General features: G+C 60.6%; 16 protein-coding genes. 8 read left to right on the top strand and 8 right to left on the bottom strand.

The genetic code is table 11. The features are described 5' to 3' along the window. Positions 1-101 precede the first annotated feature (101 nt). Both B8746_RS06390 and mscL read left to right on the top strand, forming a co-directional pair. Positions 102-401 carry an integration host factor subunit beta gene (locus tag B8746_RS06390; protein WP_084392638.1) on the top strand — a complete coding sequence of 100 codons (300 nt, stop codon included), beginning with the start codon at positions 102-104 and terminating at the stop codon, positions 399-401. 124 nt (positions 402-525) lie between these two features. Further along, positions 526-939, top strand: coding sequence for a large conductance mechanosensitive channel protein MscL (gene mscL, locus B8746_RS06385; RefSeq protein WP_084392636.1), 414 nt, complete (start codon positions 526-528; stop codon positions 937-939). A 127-nt stretch (positions 940-1,066) separates the two neighbouring features. Here mscL and B8746_RS06380 read toward each other — a convergent pair whose 3' ends face one another. From B8746_RS06380 to B8746_RS06365, 4 genes are read right to left on the bottom strand one after another with little or no spacing between them, the layout of a single operon-like run. Then, on the bottom strand, positions 1,067-1,813 hold the full coding sequence (locus tag B8746_RS06380) for a DUF3299 domain-containing protein (protein ID WP_084393154.1): 747 nt from the start codon (positions 1,811-1,813) through the stop codon (positions 1,067-1,069). Positions 1,814-1,868: 55 nt separating this feature from the next. Continuing rightward, positions 1,869-3,140: an ABC transporter permease gene (locus B8746_RS06375; RefSeq protein WP_084392634.1), complete on the bottom strand. Its 1,272-nt coding sequence runs from the start codon at positions 3,138-3,140 to the stop codon at positions 1,869-1,871. Then, positions 3,137-3,844 carry an ABC transporter ATP-binding protein gene (locus B8746_RS06370; RefSeq protein ID WP_084392631.1) on the bottom strand — a complete coding sequence of 236 codons (708 nt, stop codon included), beginning with the start codon at positions 3,842-3,844 and terminating at the stop codon, positions 3,137-3,139. The genes B8746_RS06375 and B8746_RS06370 overlap by 4 nt, the downstream gene beginning before the upstream one ends. A gap of 4 nt (positions 3,845-3,848) precedes the next feature. Continuing rightward, on the bottom strand, positions 3,849-4,487 hold the full coding sequence (locus B8746_RS06365) for a ZrgA family zinc uptake protein (protein WP_084392628.1): 639 nt from the start codon (positions 4,485-4,487) through the stop codon (positions 3,849-3,851). 157 nt (positions 4,488-4,644) lie between these two features. On the opposite strand from B8746_RS06365, the gene B8746_RS06360 reads away from it, so the two are divergent. From B8746_RS06360 to B8746_RS06350, 3 genes are all read left to right on the top strand, one after another. Further along, entirely contained in the window at positions 4,645-5,472 is an 828-nt protein-coding gene (locus tag B8746_RS06360) for a ZIP family metal transporter (protein WP_084392626.1), read from the top strand. Next, positions 5,450-6,307: a HupE/UreJ family protein gene (locus B8746_RS06355; protein ID WP_158084551.1), complete on the top strand. Its 858-nt coding sequence runs from the start codon at positions 5,450-5,452 to the stop codon at positions 6,305-6,307. The genes B8746_RS06360 and B8746_RS06355 overlap by 23 nt, the downstream gene beginning before the upstream one ends. A 71-nt stretch (positions 6,308-6,378) precedes the next feature. After that, a complete protein-coding gene (locus B8746_RS06350) occupies positions 6,379-7,245 on the top strand; it encodes a hypothetical protein (RefSeq protein ID WP_084392622.1) in 867 nt (288 codons plus the stop codon). A gap of 9 nt (positions 7,246-7,254) precedes the next feature. Here the strand turns inward: B8746_RS06350 and B8746_RS06345 are convergent, their stop codons facing one another. Together B8746_RS06345 and B8746_RS06340 are read right to left on the bottom strand one after the other, a co-directional pair. Then, positions 7,255-8,718 (bottom strand): type IV secretory system conjugative DNA transfer family protein, encoded by a 1,464-nt coding sequence (locus B8746_RS06345; protein WP_084392619.1) that lies wholly within the window; start codon positions 8,716-8,718, stop codon positions 7,255-7,257. A 176-nt stretch (positions 8,719-8,894) separates the two neighbouring features. Next, positions 8,895-11,138, bottom strand: a complete 2,244-nt coding sequence (locus B8746_RS06340) for a M3 family metallopeptidase (RefSeq protein WP_084392616.1) — start codon at positions 11,136-11,138, stop codon at positions 8,895-8,897. A 171-nt stretch (positions 11,139-11,309) separates the two neighbouring features. Here B8746_RS06340 and B8746_RS06335 point away from each other — a divergent pair, with 171 nt between their 5' ends. After that, positions 11,310-11,582, top strand: coding sequence for a hypothetical protein (locus tag B8746_RS06335; protein ID WP_143434538.1), 273 nt, complete (start codon positions 11,310-11,312; stop codon positions 11,580-11,582). Here B8746_RS06335 and B8746_RS06330 read toward each other — a convergent pair. Both B8746_RS06330 and B8746_RS06325 read right to left on the bottom strand, forming a co-directional pair. After that, positions 11,579-11,971 (bottom strand): GtrA family protein, encoded by a 393-nt coding sequence (locus B8746_RS06330; protein WP_198943702.1) that lies wholly within the window; start codon positions 11,969-11,971, stop codon positions 11,579-11,581. The two genes, B8746_RS06335 and B8746_RS06330, sit on opposite strands and share 4 nt — an antisense overlap. After that, positions 11,971-12,951 (bottom strand): glycosyltransferase, encoded by a 981-nt coding sequence (locus B8746_RS06325; protein ID WP_084392612.1) that lies wholly within the window; start codon positions 12,949-12,951, stop codon positions 11,971-11,973. The genes B8746_RS06330 and B8746_RS06325 overlap by 1 nt, the downstream gene beginning before the upstream one ends. Before the next feature lie 65 nt (positions 12,952-13,016). Between B8746_RS06325 and B8746_RS06320 the strand changes: the two genes are divergently transcribed. Beyond that, positions 13,017-14,846: a hypothetical protein gene (locus tag B8746_RS06320; protein WP_084392609.1), complete on the top strand. Its 1,830-nt coding sequence runs from the start codon at positions 13,017-13,019 to the stop codon at positions 14,844-14,846. A 30-nt stretch (positions 14,847-14,876) separates the two neighbouring features. Continuing rightward, a complete protein-coding gene (locus B8746_RS06315; protein WP_084392607.1) occupies positions 14,877-16,328 on the top strand; it encodes an AMP nucleosidase in 1,452 nt (483 codons plus the stop codon). Positions 16,329-16,347 lie beyond the last annotated feature (19 nt).

Below are 16,347 nucleotides of genomic sequence, written 5' to 3'. Positions count from 1 at the left end.
CGCCTCTTTTTCTGCGCGAAGTAGAAAATTACAAAAATTCAAGACTCTATTTGGGGCGAAGACACTGGTTTTCGCCCCAAATTTCGTTTACATTCAAAGCTATGCTTAGATCGGAACTCATCTCCCGCCTGGCGCTTGAGTACGCTCATCTCAAACACGACGATCTTGAGAAGATCGTCGCGGTTATTCTTGATGAGATTGCAGAAGCTCTGGCCAATGGCGACCGTGTTGAACTGAGGGGGTTCGGAGCCTTTTCAGTGCGGGAGCGCAAGCCCCGCGTCGGCCGCAATCCCCGCACGGGTGAGAAGGTCATGGTCGAGGCCAAGGCGGTCCCGTTCTTCCGCCCCGGCAAGGAGCTACGCGCCCGCGTCAATGGCGGTATCGATCCCGAAGCCCGCTGATTCCACACTCACTCTCATCTAGAGCTATCACAGCACCTGTGCGTGTTGCATATTGACCACAGGTAAGAAGCACCGGATTGTTCCTGCGCGGTCGGTCAGGGCCGTACGATACAGGAGGGGTTACATGTTCAAGGAATTCAAAGAGTTTGCCATGAAGGGCAACCTCGTCGACATGGCCGTCGGCTTCGTAATGGGCGGCGCATTCGCGACCGTTGTCACCGCTTTCATCCAAGGCGTGTTTCTGCCAGTGCTGGCACCGATCATGGGCGGCGTCGACCTTTCGGCCATCAAGTACACAATTGTTCCGGCTGTTGTCGAAAACGGCGAAGTCGTCAAGGAAGCTGCCATTATCGAGCTCGGCAACTTTATTGCCGCTCTCATTTCCTTCATCATTGTTGCATTCGTGATGTTCCTGATCATCAAAGGCATGAACCGGATGATGGCGAAAGAAGAGGAAGCTCCGGCTGAACCGCCAGCACCGCCGCGTCAGGAAGTCCTGCTTGAAGAAATCCGCAACCTGCTGGCGAAGCAGTCGTAATCTCTTAACCAATCTACGCGACAAGGCTCTCCAGTAGAGTTAGTTGCGTCCGGGGCGGCGTCTGATCAGACACCGCCCTTTTTTGTTGTCGACCTATCAGCCGGCAACAGGGCGATGAGCGCCCCCTCTAGTATTCGTAGACTTCCCAGTTCGTCATCTCGATCGTGTAGGCCGCATCGGCCAGATCTGACGTCTGCGTCTGGGTTCGCAGCGTGCCCTCGATCCACACCGCCTGGGAGAGATCCTTGAGCTTGATCTCTTTTTCAGCCTTCACAAAGACGGTCTGGTTCGGCGGTGGCGGCGGCGCGTGAAGGCAGGCACCATAATACGGCACCAGCAGGAATTCACGGATATTGGCGTCCTTGCCGTATTCGAACGGCACGGTGTAGCCTGGCAGCCGGACTTTCATCCCGTCGAGTTCCTTGACGGTGTTGAAGGTCCCGATCTGGATGGCCTGGTCGGCGGCCGACCCTTCGGCAACGCCAGACCCTGAGTACAGCATGGCCATCTGAGCCTGGTACATTTCCGCGAGCCGCTCTTCTTCGCCTTCCGGCATCAGCTCTTCCCAGCCGATTTCAGTAACACCGCGTGCAGCAACAGCGTCAGCCTTCGCTTTCTCTTCCGCGCCAGCCTGCGCTATCGAGCTTTCGCTCCCTGAAGGTTCAGCTGCAGGCGCCGGATCAGGGATTCTGTCGCCGATCTGTGGGCCGTCTCCGCTTTCCGCCTTGGCGAGTATGGCGTCCTTGGCGGCATCGAGGCCCGCACTGCCCGCCTGCTCGGGGATGGCTGGGTCGGGAACGTCCTCCTGCGGACCGCCGCAAGCGGAAAATGCGAGGAGGCTAAGCGCGCTGGCGCTGAGGAACAATGCTTTCATGCCGTACATCTAGGGCCTCTGCTGGTGTGCATCCATGCCTTTTTCACCAATCTTTCTAAAGCTTCACAGTGAGTCCATCGGCGAGCGACCGGCGAAGCGCCATGATGGCGGGTATAAATCCGATGAATATGGCCGCTGCTGTCACGGCAAGGATCGTCCATAGGTCGATCGCGGCGAGCCCGAGCCCCTGTAATTTCACCCCATAACTCGATGCGAGCATGGGGCCGAGCACAAAAAGTCCGGCCTGCACAATGAGGACGCCGAGCAGCGCACCGACAAATCCCAGCAGGCCCGCTTCCGCCACCATCAGGAAAAAGATGTGGCCGGGCCGCGCGCCCGTGGCTCGAAGGATGGACATTTCGCGCCTGCGCTCATTGAGGCTGGTCAGGATGCTGATCAGGACAGACACCAGCCCCACCGCAATGACGAAGATAGAGACGGCGATCAGCGCCCGTTCAACGACGCTGGTCACCTGCCAGAGTTCGCCGAGCGCAACGCCGGGAATAATTGCGAGCAGGGGCTCACCGGCCCTGGTGTTGAGAGCGCGCTGGGTGGTAAGGATCGTGCCTCGCCGTTCGAGACCAAGGAAGACGGCGGTTATCGTCTTTGGCGTAAGATCGAAGCTGCGGATCATGTCTTCCGTAATCGTGTCGGCGAGCGGGCTTTTTGTGCCGGTTTCCCAGCCGACATGGATGGCCGTCATGCCTTCCAGCGGAATGTGAATCGTCTGGTCAACCGGTGTTCCCGTTGGCGCAAGGACCCCCGTGACGATGAAGGGCTTGTCGTCATGATCGGTGAGGCCGCCCGCCCCGAGACCATGGGTGAGGACAATCTCACTGCCAAGCCCATAGCCAAGCTCACGCGCAACACTGGCTCCAAGCACGGCTTCATAGATGTCGTCGAACCTGCGGCCTTCGGCGATCTCCAGCGCTGTTCCGCTGCCATATTTGTAGTGCTCAAAATAAGCCGCATTCGTTCCCATGACCCGAAATCCGCGATGGCTGTCACCGAGCGATACCGGGATGGTCCAGGCCACATCGCTGCGGCCTGCAATGTCCTGATATGTGGGCCAGCTGATTTCGGCTGTCGCATTGCCGAGCCTGAAGACCGAATAGAGCAATAGATTGATCTGGCCCGTGGGGGCGCCGACGATAAGATCTGTGCCGGATATCGTATTGTCGAAACCGGCTCGGGCACCGTTGCGGGCCTTGTCCACGCCAAGAAAGAGCGCAACCGAAAGGGCGACGGCCAGCAGGGTCAGCAAGGCAGATCCCTTGCGGTTCATCAGGCTGCGCCAGGCCAGGCCGAGAATGGATCCACCGCTCATGCCGCGACCCCCGCCCTGTTCAGTTCGGAAAGGTCGACACTGCGGTCAAAATGCGAAGCCAGAGCGCCATCATGGCTGACGAAGAGGAGCGCTGCGCCCGACTGGGAGGCTTCCTCGTTCAGCAGTTCGATGAAACGGTCGCGCGCATCGGCATCGAGTGCAGATGTCGGCTCATCGGCGATGAGCAGGTTCGGCCCGCCAATCAGCGCCCGGGCCACCGCAACACGCTGCTGCTGGCCGACGGACAATTCCGTTACAGGGCGGGCGAGCAGTTTTTCGTCGGTGAGGCCGAGGCGGGCGAGCAGCCTGCGCGCTTCTTCGACCGGTCCGCCTGCTGCCGCGATGGCGGCGCGGCGCGCCTGTGAGAACCGGCATGGCAATGTCACGTTCTGGACAACGGACAGGTATGGCACGAGATTGAACATCTGGAAGATCACACCGAGATGATCGGCGCGCATACGGTCCCGCTTTGCACCACTGAGAGATGACATGTCCTCGCCGAGGACACGTATGCTGCCGGACTGAGGCTCCAGCACGCCGGCGATCAGTCCGAGCAGGGTCGACTTGCCAGACCCGCTTGGTCCGCGAAGGAAGAGCCGCTCATCGGCGCCCATGTCGAAGGCCGGGATGTCAAGCAGGGGCGTAGACCCGCCATCCCAGGCGAAGCGCAGATCCCGGATTTCAATGGCAGGCTGATCGGTCAACAGGCTAGCGAAGCTCCAGTGACGGGTTCGACGGCGTCAGCTCCCCGACAATCTGGTCAGTGTCGGAGACAAACACAGCATCAATCGTTTCCAGTCCGGGATAATCGCTCATCCTTTTAAAGTCGATGCGGCTGATGTCGTCCGGCTTTTCACAGGTGTAGACATGTTCCACCTCAAGCGCCCCATGACCATTGGCAAAGTGCGTGCCTGACGTGGTCATCAGGGGAAGACAGCCGGCAGCGCCCCTGATCTCCACCATACCCCCCGGAATAGTGAAGGCATCTTTCAGGGCAGTCAGCGCTTCGGTCTGCTCTGGCGTTTCAGGCTCATGTTCGAAGCCGACCATCGACATGAGCGGGGCTTCGAAAGCAATCGTCAACGCGTCCCCGTCGACGCCTGCGGCCAGGGTTGCCGAGCCATGGACATGGGCTTCCAGGCGCTCGGATTCAGCCGGGTCGTGCGCACTGCCTTCGGGCGGCAGGGCGCGGTCCATGCCGGCGTCAGCAGCCTCACCTGAATCGTCTGGGGTCTGCGAGGTGACTGGCGCAACCATGTCCTTCTCAGCAGGCTCGGTTTTCCCACATGCAGAGAGGATGAGGAGACCAGCCAGGCTCGCACCTGCAATCGTCACGGAGGGTTTCATGCTTCAGGCCTTTCGCAGCGGAGGGTGAGGCAACTTGCAAAAACAGGTCGCATTCTGAAAATGAGATACTATAACGTACCCGTTCAAACAATTCGGTCCAGCCGAATTATCAGCGGCAGATCCTGCGGCGCAACACTGACAAGGCATTATTCAGGCTATGTGGTCATCGCTTCAGGCGCCGCTATTCTTCGGGCTGATTGCCTGCTTCTGCACGACTGTCGGACTGATACTGGTTGCCCAGCGTGCAATCTGGAGCCAGCGCAACGCCTCGCTCTTCGGTCTCGCCGCAGCTGGCATGCTGACGACGCTGGCCTTCCTGCACATCATACCCGAAGCATTTCACTTCTCGATGAACGCACCAGTCTGGCTCGCCGTCGGCTTTTTCAGCGGTCTTTTGCTGCACAATGGCGTGAAGGCGGTTTTCCCCAGCGAGGAGGGGATACCGCACCGCCACGAGGCGCTGACACCGATCCTCGCCATTGCCGTGCACTCCTTCATTGATGGCGTGATCTATTCGGTCACCTTCGCCGCGAGCTTTGCGTCGGGCGTCTATGCCGCCATCGGCCTTACTCTGCACGAATTCCCCGAAGGTGTTATCGCTTTTGCAATCCTGCGCCGCTACGGTATCCGCAACGTCCATGCGTTTTGGCTGGCCTTTCTGGCAGCCGCAGCGACGACGCCGCTCGGTGTCATTGTCTCGGGCCCGTTCATGTACGGGCTGGATCATGACACGATCGGCTCGCTCTTTGCGGTGTCAGCAGGCCTGCTGCTCTTTGTGGCGACCGGTCCGCTCATGGCCCCGCTGAAGGAAATGCAGCCAGTTCGCGGACTGACAGCCATTGCCGCTGGTGCCGGGGCCGCGATCCTGCTTGTTCTCGCCCCGATCCACGATGATGGTCATTCAGACGGCCATGATGGCGGGCTTGTTGTGCCTGCACCTGGCCATGCGAGTGAGGGTTCGCATGATGAGATACGCCGCAGCTGAACAGGCGCATTCCGGCTTTGCCACCTGGCGCCGTATCGGATTGATCCTGGTTCTTGGATGGATCGCGCTCAGCCTGCTTCAGCCCTTCGCAGCAGCGCATCCTGAAGATGAATTCTGCACACCGGGCGGCGGGCTCGACCCGGAACTCTGCCGCGCACTGTCGGACCTTGACCGTGCACCAGGCGCCGGCAGCACCGCCGAGATTGCGCAACCGACACAGTTTACCGGCACGCCGTCCGTCGACATGGACCGATCCGTCCTCTCCACCTTCACGACCTATATCTCCATCGGCGTGCGTCACATCCTGCCGGGCGGCTATGATCACATCCTGTTCGTGCTCGCGATCTTCCTCGCATCGCCGCGCATGAATCCGCTGGTCATCCAGATTTCCTGCTTCACCGTCGCGCATACCATCACGCTTGCGCTGGCCGCTGCCGGCGTGATTACCCCTCAGGCTTCCGTGGTGGAGCCGCTCATCGCAGCGACGATCGCCTTCGCCGCGTTCGAAAACATATTGTTCGGGCGGATGACGCGGCTGAGGCCATTCATTGTCTTTGCCTTCGGCCTCATCCACGGCATGGGGTTTGCCGGCTTCTTCGGAGAGCTCGGCCTGCCGGAGGGCCAGTTCTGGAGCGCACTGATCGGCTTCAATATCGGTGTCGAGATCGGGCAGCTCGCTGTTGTCGGGCTTGCCTTTGCCGCTTCGCTCTATTTCCGGGGTACGCTCAAGCAGGCTTCCCGCATGGATCTGTACCGGCCCCTGATTGTCATACCGGCATCGCTTGTGATTGGCGTGACGGGTCTCATCTGGACTTTCCAGCGCCTCTACGGGTGACCGCTCCGCCCCGTCCGGCACCAGATTTGCAACTCGCCTTGGTTATCAAATGGTAACCAGCAGGGTCTGCAATGCGAAAACGGCTTCTCCGCTATCTGAGCGCGCTTATCGTGTCGGTGATCTGTACCTATACCGGCATGCAACGCACCGCGCTGGCGCAAACCGAACCGGTCGCAGACTGCAGCCTGAACGACGTTTTCAGCTGGCAGCAGCGGCTTGAAAGCCCTGAAGAAGAAGCCACGCCCGCTTATGTGCAGCGTGTGTCTGAAGCGTTTATCGCTGCCTGCCCGAACCGGCCGGAGGTTTCAGAAGCCCACCGCATCGCCGGTCTTGCGGCTGGCTGGGGTAAGAATATCGAGGCAGCAGCAACCCACTTTGAGCTGGCAGGTCATATCACAGACGTGGACTCCCTGTTCATGCACGCGGCCGTCCGGCTCGCCCTTGGCGACAAGCAACAGGCCTGGCACCTGAGAGATGCCGCCATCGAATTCTGGCTGGTCCGCCTGTCCCGTCAGGGCATTGGCGACATCGAGATCGACCAGCTGGACAATGGCCAGCTGATCTCGATCAATTTCCACATGGCGAACAAGGACAATCGCCAGTCCACCCTCTGGATCGCAAAGCCCGGCGGCGCGGGGTGGCCGGCGGCCCTCACCGTGTCGTCGGATCGCCAGCTCAACACGCTGCACCGGCTGCGCGCCGGCGACAGCGCCCGCGACCTTCACATGATCCGGCTCTATCGCTGTACCAGCCGCAAGCTGCTTGGCCGCAGTGCAACGCCGGTTTCGGACGAAGACGTGGCAGCAACGGCGAAAGCAGCTCTCTCAGCCTATCTGGCAGATCCCGATGTGCCGAAGCCTGGCAAGATTGAGAGCTGCCTCTTTGCCGCGCGCATGCTGCCGGAAATCTCTCTCGGCAACGCTGTCGCCATCCAGTAGGCGAAGCGCTCAGCTCGCCCGACGGCGAGGCCTGATCTTCTTGCGTTCGTCCTGCTTGAGCCGCCAGGGGGGATATACCTCCAGCGGAAACAGGGTGGACTGGCGTTCATCGTCAAACGCTGAGCATTCCATATGCGCAGGCCGTCGGCACTCACCCGGCATGTCATCACTGAAGAACGGGTTTTGCTGGGCCAGTTTCGCCAGGATGCGATCATTCAGATAGTTTGGGCGGTGGCAGAGCTTCGGATCATCACCATTCATGGCCACAACCATCTGGTCCCGGTTCAGGTCGCGGAAGATCGAAGGATTGTCGACGCCGAGCGCTTCGGCCGCCCCCTTGGCACTGCGGGCACCAAGTCGCCCGAAGATCTGCACGGCGCGGCAATTGGTGAGCAGGGTCTCCCAGTCAGGGTAGAGCCGCTTGAGCTGTGGCAGGTCCTGCCAGAAGCTCCAGGTGCGTACCCCGTAGCCGCGCAGAAGCGTCAACGCTGAACGCAGGGGTTCGAACGTGCCAAGCTGCGCGGCTTCGTCGATGAGGAAGAGCGTGTGCATGTCCGGGCGCTTGCGCCGCCGGCACATCAGCGAGAACAGGGCGCCCACCCACATGCGCAGCACCGGTCCGTGCGATTCCATCATGTGCGGCGGCAGGACGAGATAGATCGTCATCGGGTCGCCGCGCGTCACGCCATTAATGTCGAATGACGAAGCGTAAAGGCTGTGCATCATGGAATCGCCGCGGAAGACATCGAGCGCGTCTGCCGCGATGGACACGATGGACTGGCGCGTCCGCTCGGCCGGACCACTGATGCCAGCATGCGTGATACGCACCTCATGGTGGCGAGATGTCCTCAGCGCCTCAATCACGGACTCTTCTTCAAGCGAAGCCCTGTGCAGGATCTCGCGCACCTTGAGCAGGTTGCGATCCGATGCGGGCATGTCGTGACAGACATGCAGGATGAGACCGGTGATGAGCTGCTTGGCCCGGTTTGACCAGTACGGATCGTTCTTGAGAACCGGCGTGATCATGCTCGCAATCATGGCGGCGTCATCGGTACAATCGGCATAGCGGGGGTTGACCAGCTCCAGCGGATTGAACCGGGCGGGCTCCTCGCCGCTGATGCCGAATGGATCGATGACGTGCACCTGCTGCCCCATCTGGCGGCGTCGCTCCGCCGTGACGGCAGCATTTTCGCCCTTCGGGTCGATGACAATGACGGGGCCGGTATAGGTCAGCAGCGTCGGAATGATGCAGCTCACCCCTTTGCCGGACCCGGTGGGTGCAATGGTGAGGATGTGGCCGTCTCCGCCCATCTCCACGGGTTCGGCAGGCGGGCTACCTGCATCGCCCGGCGGCTGGGAAAACCCCATGCCTGAGGCCTGATCGGACGGCGTCTGCCATCCGAGCACGATGCTTTCTCCATCGTGGTCGCGAAAAGGACTATAAGTGGTGGGCAGCGTGTCGGTTCTCGACATTCAGACCTCCCTGCTGATGACCCGGCCTGTGGATAAGGCTGGAACAAACCGGGAAAGCTAACAAGCGGTAAATTCGAGATATTGGCGTTTTTCATAGCCGGGATTCAGCCCATAGAAAAAGCCTCCCGAACGCCGAGGTCCGGGAGGCTTTGTTATGTATGCTGACTATCTGGGCGCTAGCCGTCGCCCTGCTCGGTCACATCGAAGCCTCGATTTCGCAGCAGCGGCTCGATGGTCGGATCAGATCCGCGGAAGTTGCGATAGAGTTCGTCCGCCTCCCGCAGGCCGCCGCTTTCATACACCCAGCGCTTCAGTTTCGCAGCCAACTCCGGGTCGAAAATGTCGCCGGCTTCCCTGAACGCTTCGAAGCCATCCGCATCGAGAATTTCGGACCAGAGATAGGCATAGTATCCTGCTGAATATCCACCAGCGAAGATGTGGCTGAAATAGTTGGACCGATAACGCGGTTCGATCTCTTCAATGAGGCCGTATTTATCGAGCACGGACTTTTCAAATGCCCGTGCATCCTCAATCGCCATGGCTTCGTCATAAGACAGCATGTGCCAGTTGAGATCGAGTAGTGAGGCCGCGATATACTCCGTCGTCGCGAAGCCCTGATTATGGTTCGCTGCCTCATTCATCCGCTCAATGAGTTCAAGCGGAATTGTCTCACCTGTCTGATAGTGTTTGGCATAGTCTTCGAGCACTTCCGGTGCACTGGCCCAGTGTTCGAGAATCTGGGCCGGGAATTCGGTATAGTCGCGTGGTCCGTCCACACCTGAAAAATTCTGGTAGCGAATCTGCGTCAGCAGGCCGTGCAGGCCGTGGCCGAATTCATGAAAGAGGGTCGTGACCTCGTCAAAGCGCATTAGCGTCGGCTGGCCCTCTGGCGGCTGGATCAGGTTCATATTATTGGCCACGATCGGGCGAATATCCTGGCCATTCACATTGGACGCCGTGCGGAAGCTGCTCATCCAGGCACCTCCGCGCTTGGAATCGCGGGCATACATGTCGGACATGAAGAGGCCGAGGAAGTCTCCAGTCTCGGCATCGGTGACCTCGAAAGCGTTGACCACCTCATTCCACCCCTCGACGTCGACCGGGGTAATCTCGATGTTGAACAGCTTGCTGGAGACGTCGAACGCTCCCTTTTGCACGGCACCGAGTTCGAAATAAGGCTTCAGCGCATTGTCATCGAAGGCATACTTGTTCTGCCGGACCTTCTCAGAATAGTGCCACCAGTCATGCCCGGCGAAGGTAAACTCGTCGCCGATCAGCGCCTGCATCTCCGCGCGCTCGGCCTTTGCCTGAGCCAGGCCCGGACGCCAGACGCGGAGGAGGAATTCCTCGGCTCCTTCAGGCGTCTTCGCCATGTTTGTCTCCAGCACGTAGGCGGCGTGGTTCGGATATCCCATCAGTTCGGCGCGTTTGGCACGAAGCTGCGCGATCTCGATGGCGATAGGGCCATTGTCGAATTCGCCCTCTGACGCGCGAAGCCGGTAGCCATCGAACATCTTCTTGCGAAGGTCACGGTTCTCGGACTGGGTCATGAAGGTCTCATAGACAGAGCGGTCGACCGTCAGCAGCCACTTGTCCTCGTCACCATCCATCCTGATGGCGTCCTTAAAGTCCTGCGACAGGCCGGCGAGGTCTGCCTCGTCGGTCACCTCGATCCGGAACGCCTTGGTCGAGCGCAGCAGGTTCTGGCCGAATTTGGTCGTCAGGGAGGATATCTGCGAGTTTATGTCGGCGATCTGATCTTTCACATCCTGCGGCAGGTCAGCGCCCGCGCGGGTAAACTGGCGATGGGTGAGCTCGAGCAGGCGGGCATCCTGTTCGTCGAGCCCGAGCGTATCACGCGCCTCATAGACCGTTTTGACGCGCTGCCAGAGATCATTGTTGAACACGATTGCATCCTGCTCACGGGTGACCATCGGATAGATGATGCCCTCCAGCTCGCGCAGGCGGTCATTGGTGTCGGTGCCGGTAATGTTGCCGAAGACGAGCAGGACCTTGGTCGCCAGCTCTGCGTTCTGGTCGAGGGCGACGATGGTGTTCTCGAAGGTTGGCGCGTCTGCATTACTGGTGATCGCTTCGATGCCGGCACGGGCCTCCAGTATGCCCTTCTTGACCGCAGGCAGATAGTGCTCGTCTTCGATCTCGGCAAAGGGAGGGACCCCGTACGGCGTCTCCCACTCTTCGAGGAATGGATTGCCCTCAAGCTCCGCATCGCTGACGCTGATTTCCTGAAGGGCACCCGGCTCTGCCGTTGCAGCCTCGGCGCCGGCCGCGGCGGGCGTATCGGCTTCCAGGGTCGCCTCAGTGGTCGCCGAACCAGCCTCACCATCGGGAGGCGAGCAGGCAGAGACGACGAGCGCGAGGGCAGCTGCGCCGCCCATGAGAATAGACTTCAAGGTCATGATGGTCCTTTCGGGAAATGATTTGCCTCGTTTTTGCCGATAAACAGTAAGACTGTCCAGATGCTCACCCGTTCTGCATCAGGATGTGCCACAGTGCAGCCCCGGACCCGGTCAGGAATTCCCTGCCCTCAAGGAGGAGCGAAACCTGTTCTTTTGCGTTTCGAAGACACGATGACCCGTATCGACAACAGTCTGCTTATCCTTGGCGCGGCGCTGATCTGCGCGCCGCTGGTCATCTATGGGGTGGATTCGCTGGTCGGGCTCGGACGCACCGACCCTCTGACACTTTCGACCCTGATTGGCGGCGCGGGGGCAGGCGTGCTCGCCCTCAGCCAGCGGGGAAGCTGGATGCGTTTTTTCCTGGCGTTTGCTGTGGGTCTGCTGGTGGTGGCGTTGCAGGTTTACGGGATTGCCTTCCTCGTCCTGCAGGTCACCGGGCTCTAGGCCGTCCTGAAGGCGAACCTTCCATAGCCGAAGAAGGAGGCGATCGTGCAGATCGCCGTCGCAATCGCTGTGGCCAGCACGGGCGGACAGGCGGGAAGCATCAGCAGGATGGCTGAATAGATCGCGTAATTGAGAATGGCGACACCAATCGCAATCGTGAAATAGCGGCCGGCCTCGCGCACCTGGCCGTCTGCGCTCGCGCCAAAGGTCAGCGAGCGGTTGAGACGCCAGGTAACGACCATCGCCGCCAGAATGGATACGAGCCGCGCAAGGAATGGGTCACTTCCTGATTGGATGAGCAGCGCCAGCAGGCCGGCATCGACGATGAATCCTAACCCGCCAATCAGGCCGAAGCGGACAAGTCTGGACAGGCCGGTCCGCGCTGCCATCATTTCGACCAGTCAGCTGCCGGATAGGACAGGAATACAGACCGCTTCGCTTCGACGCGTGCGCGGGCGAGGCTGTCGAGGATCAGCCCGCATACCGCCGTGACAGTGGCAACCATGATCAGGCCGACAGAAAGGATCGCCGTCGGCAGGCGCGGCACCAGACCGGTCTCCAGATAGGTCAGGACTAGCGGCATCGACAGGCCAAGTGCAATCAGGGTCAGCAGCATGCCGATTGCGCCGAAGAAGGCCGCAGGCCTTGTTTCCTTGGCCAGCATGAAGAACATGCCTAGGATGCGGAAGCCGTCCCTGAACGTTCGCAGCTTGGACGCAGAATCTTCCGGGCGGACACCGTACGGCGTCGGACGTTCAAGCGTTGGAATACCAAGCTGGCAGGAATGAACGGACATTTCCGTCTCGATCTCGAAGCCACCGGACACGGCCGGGAAGGATTTCGCAAACCGGCGCGAAAAGACGCGGTAGCCGGAAAAAATGTCGGTGAACTGGCGCCCGAACATGGCGCTGAACAGCCTGTTGAAGATCTTGTTGCCGAAAGCGTGGCCGCCGCGGCCAGCATCCTTGGTCACGTCGGCGCGCGTGCCGACCACCATGTCGACATGGTTGCGCTTCATCAGCTCGATCAGGGTTGGCGCGAGCGTCGCATCATACGTCCCGTCGCCATCGGCCATGACATAGATGTCGGCCTCCACATCAGCGAAGATGCGGCGCACCACATGGCCTTTACCCTGACGGGTCTCGGACCGGACAATGGCGCCTGCCCTGCGCGCAATGTTTGCGGTCGCATCACTGGAATTGTTGTCGAAGACATAAATGGTCGCGTCTGGCAGGGATTTTCGGAAACTGTCGATGACGGACGCAATGGTCGCTGCCTCATTGTAGCAGGGCAGGACGACAGCGATGCGCGCCTCAGCCTGCTCGCTGCGTTGACCAGGATTAAATGTCCCGACAGATACGCTACTCATCGAGTCAGCCTTTCAGTAACCACAATCTGGCCATAACAAACTCTGGTGAATGACGAGTTAGCACGATGAGTTTTCATGGGGACCAAGCCGCAGTGATGGCACCGCATGCGCGCACACCTGTCTGGCCACTCCTGGTTTTCGGAGGCCTTGCCGTCCTGCTGACGCTGCTGAAAGCTGGACCCGCATTTGGCGGCGACCTGCTGGGAAGTGACGATATGATGCGGATGCAGCAGGTGCGCGACCTCATCACCGGGACCAATAGCTGGTATGATGTCAATCAGAGCCGCCTGCTCACCCCGGAGGGGGGAGCGATGCACTGGTCGCGGCTGCCCGACCTGTTCCTGGCAGGAACCGTGTGGATGCTGCAGCCCCTCTTTGGCCGGGAGATGGCCGAAGGCATTGCTGTCACCACCTGGCCGATATTCCTGATGGTGTGGGCACTCGTTGCGGTAGGTGTCTGCCTTCGCCGTCTCAATGCGCCGCTGAGTGGTCAGGTTGCGGGCCTGTTCTTCTTCATCACATCCTTTGCTGCGGCGAACTTCATGCCGGGCCGGGTCGACCATCATTCGCTTGGCCTCGTCCTGACGCTGACCACGCTGGCTTGCCTTCTGTCGCCGCAAATGACCATCCGGTCCGGCCTGGTGGCAGGCGCCTGCGTCGCGGCCATGCTGACGGTGGCAGTCGAGAATCTGCCGGCCGCCCTGCTGGCGATCACCGGATTTGCCATGGCCTGGATCATTCGCGGAGAGGCCGAAGCCCGGCGTCTTCGCTCCTTCGGGGCGACGCTGATTGTGGTCGGTCTCATCGTCTACATATTCGACGCGCCCGGCGCGGGCGGCATGCGTTATGTCTGCGATGCGTTCGGCCAGTCGCATTTCGTGGCCCTGCTGGTCGCCGGCTCGGGCCTGTCTGCAATCGGAACAGCAATGCCGCGCACACCGGACTGGAGGATGCGGTTTGTCACGATGGGGGTAGTTGGCCTCATGACCATGGCGAGCTTTGTCGCTACCAACCCGATCAATTTCGATGGCACGCGGCCAGACTGCCTTGCCGATCCCTATTCGCGCCTGTCCGGCGATGTGCAATCGGGCTGGCTGAGCGTCGTTTCGGAAGCACGCAGCCTCTCCACGGTCCTGTCGACAGACTTGCCCGGCGGCTTCTATTACTACGGCTTCGCGATCGCTGGCCTCTGCGCAGCTGCGGTCTCGCTGTATCTCGCTCGCAAGGGTGAGCGGTTTGCGCGCGCCAGCCTGCTTGTCCTCTGCCTTGCTGGCTTCCTGCTTTCTGCCTGGCAATTACGCGGCGCGACGCTGGCGCATGCCGCAGCCGCGATTGCGGCAGGCTGGCTGTTCGGTTTCCTGTTTACTGGCTGGCTCAGGAAGCGAGGCGCCATGCCAGCACTCGCCCTTTTCATCGGCGCGCTGGCCGTGTCCCCCTTGTTCTGGCAGGTGCCGAAGCAGCTCAAAGCCCGCGCAGAGACGACGAATGACGTCATCACCGACTGCAAGTCCGGTGACGCATTCCAGGCCATCGCTGCTGCGCCGCGCATGATCGTGTTCACACCAATCGACCTTGGAGCCCCGCTGATCTATCACACGCGCCACTATGCGAGCGCAGCGCCCTATCATCGCAATCCGTCATCCATCGAAATGACACTCTCGGTGTTTGGCGGATCCACCGACACGGCACGCCGCAAGATATCGATGACCGGCGCAACCCATCTTCTCTACTGTCCCGGCCTCGGCGAACTGGAAACCTATGCCGAGCGCTCTCCAGATGGATTTGCCGCTGATCTCGAGAGCGGAAATCTGCCCGACTGGCTGGTGCCGCTGACCGCTCCTGTGGACGGCGAAAGCGGGCCTGTCATCTACACCATCTCCTTCGAGCAGAATTGACGGGCGAACCGCTTTGCGGCAACGGGGGGCATGTCAAAACTGGATACCCCTGAAAAAGTCGTCGATGCGCTGGAAGAGCTGTACAATGCTGCGGTCACGGCGCTGACGTCGAGCCTCGAGCGCTATCTGAAGGATGGCACGCCCCCGACGGCGGACATGCGGACCTCGCGCTCCTTCTGTTACCCGGCCCTCATTGTGCGCTATGACCCGGATGGGCCGCCACCGCCGATATCGCGCGCATTCGGCAAGATGTCGGAACCTGGCACCTACATTACAACCATCACCCGGCCGGACTATTTCCGACCCTACCTGATCGAGCAGCTGCGACCGCTAATGCGAGACTATCCGGTCGACGTGGACGTGCGCCTGTCCGGCTCTGAAATCCCTTACGCTTATGTCTGGGATCAGGCGGAAGCGGCGGGCCTCGAAGAAGTCAGCCCCGCAGAGCTCGCCAAATGGTTCCCGGCACCGACACTTAGCGCAATTGGCGACGAAATCGCCGATGGCGAGCTCTATGAACCCGGCAGCAACCGGCCGCTCTCACTGTTCGATGCACCGCGCACCGACTTCTCGCTGAAGCGGCTCGCCCACTATACTGGTACGCCGGTCGACCACATGCAGCGCTATGTGCTGTTCACCAATTATCACCGCTATGTCGATGCATTCTGCGAATGGGGCGTTGCCCAGCTGCAGCAGGGCGGGCGCTATACCGGGCTGTCAGTGGCTGGCGGCCTGCAGGTGGACGCAACAACAGCCAATGCGAAAGCGGCCATCGATGCCGCGCCCTGGCGGCGTTTCCAGATGCCAGCCTACCACCTTATGGCTGAGAACCGCACAGGCATCACGCTAGTGAATATCGGGGTCGGCCCGTCCAATGCGAAGACGATCACAGACCATCTCGCCGTGCTCAGGCCGGAATGCTGGCTCATGGTTGGCCATTGCGGCGGCCTGCGCCACTCCCAGCAGATCGGCGACTATGTGCTGGCGCACGCCTATCTGCGCGATGACCACGTACTTGACGGTGTCCTTCCACCCGACATTCCTGTTCCGCCAATTGCCGAAGTGCAGATCGCGCTACAGCAGGCCGCCGCCGATGTGACCGGCGAAAAGGGTGATGCGCTGAAGAAGCGGCTGCGAACCGGCACTGTCGTCACCACGGACGACCGCAACTGGGAGCTTCGTTTCACGGAGACCGCGCGCCGCTTCAACCAGTCGCGCGCCATCGGTATCGACATGGAGAGCGCAACGATTGCGGCAAATGGATATCGCCTGCGTGTGCCTTATGGCGTCCTGCTATGCGTATCGGACAAGCCGCTGCATGGCGAGATCAAGCTGCCGGGCGCGGCCAACCGCTTCTATGAGCGCGCGATTGGTGAGCATATCCGCATCGGCATCGAGACGCTGGAGCGTCTCGCCCGGGATGGCGGTGCTGCCCTGCACTCACGCAAGCTGCGCGCCTTTGACGAACCGCCTTTCCGTTAGGTTGCGGGTGGACCTCGCC

Origin of the sequence: Henriciella pelagia, from assembly GCF_002088945.1 — a bacterium.
GTDB classification, from domain to species: Bacteria; Pseudomonadota; Alphaproteobacteria; order Caulobacterales; family Hyphomonadaceae; genus Henriciella; species Henriciella pelagia.
The sequence above is the reverse complement of the archived record's forward strand: the minus strand, read 5'-3'. Positions and strand labels throughout refer to the sequence as shown.

Excerpts from the sequence above, each read along its gene's own strand:
- B8746_RS06390 (WP_084392638.1), top strand. The coding sequence starts at position 102 with ATGCTTAGATCGGAACTCATCTCCCGCCTGGCGCTTGAGTACGCTCAT.
- mscL (WP_084392636.1), top strand. The coding sequence starts at position 526 with ATGTTCAAGGAATTCAAAGAGTTTGCCATGAAGGGCAACCTCGTCGAC.
- B8746_RS06380 (WP_084393154.1), bottom strand. The coding sequence starts at position 1,813 with ATGAAAGCATTGTTCCTCAGCGCCAGCGCGCTTAGCCTCCTCGCATTT.
- B8746_RS06375 (WP_084392634.1), bottom strand. The coding sequence starts at position 3,140 with ATGAGCGGTGGATCCATTCTCGGCCTGGCCTGGCGCAGCCTGATGAAC.
- B8746_RS06365 (WP_084392628.1), bottom strand. The coding sequence starts at position 4,487 with ATGAAACCCTCCGTGACGATTGCAGGTGCGAGCCTGGCTGGTCTCCTC.
- B8746_RS06360 (WP_084392626.1), top strand. The coding sequence starts at position 4,645 with ATGTGGTCATCGCTTCAGGCGCCGCTATTCTTCGGGCTGATTGCCTGC.
- B8746_RS06355 (WP_158084551.1), top strand. The coding sequence starts at position 5,450 with ATGATGAGATACGCCGCAGCTGAACAGGCGCATTCCGGCTTTGCCACC.
- B8746_RS06350 (WP_084392622.1), top strand. The coding sequence starts at position 6,379 with ATGCGAAAACGGCTTCTCCGCTATCTGAGCGCGCTTATCGTGTCGGTG.
- B8746_RS06345 (WP_084392619.1), bottom strand. The coding sequence starts at position 8,718 with ATGTCGAGAACCGACACGCTGCCCACCACTTATAGTCCTTTTCGCGAC.
- B8746_RS06340 (WP_084392616.1), bottom strand. The coding sequence starts at position 11,138 with ATGACCTTGAAGTCTATTCTCATGGGCGGCGCAGCTGCCCTCGCGCTC.
- B8746_RS06335 (WP_143434538.1), top strand. The coding sequence starts at position 11,310 with ATGACCCGTATCGACAACAGTCTGCTTATCCTTGGCGCGGCGCTGATC.
- B8746_RS06330 (WP_198943702.1), bottom strand. The coding sequence starts at position 11,971 with ATGGCAGCGCGGACCGGCCTGTCCAGACTTGTCCGCTTCGGCCTGATT.
- B8746_RS06325 (WP_084392612.1), bottom strand. The coding sequence starts at position 12,951 with ATGAGTAGCGTATCTGTCGGGACATTTAATCCTGGTCAACGCAGCGAG.
- B8746_RS06320 (WP_084392609.1), top strand. The coding sequence starts at position 13,017 with ATGAGTTTTCATGGGGACCAAGCCGCAGTGATGGCACCGCATGCGCGC.
- B8746_RS06315 (WP_084392607.1), top strand. The coding sequence starts at position 14,877 with ATGTCAAAACTGGATACCCCTGAAAAAGTCGTCGATGCGCTGGAAGAG.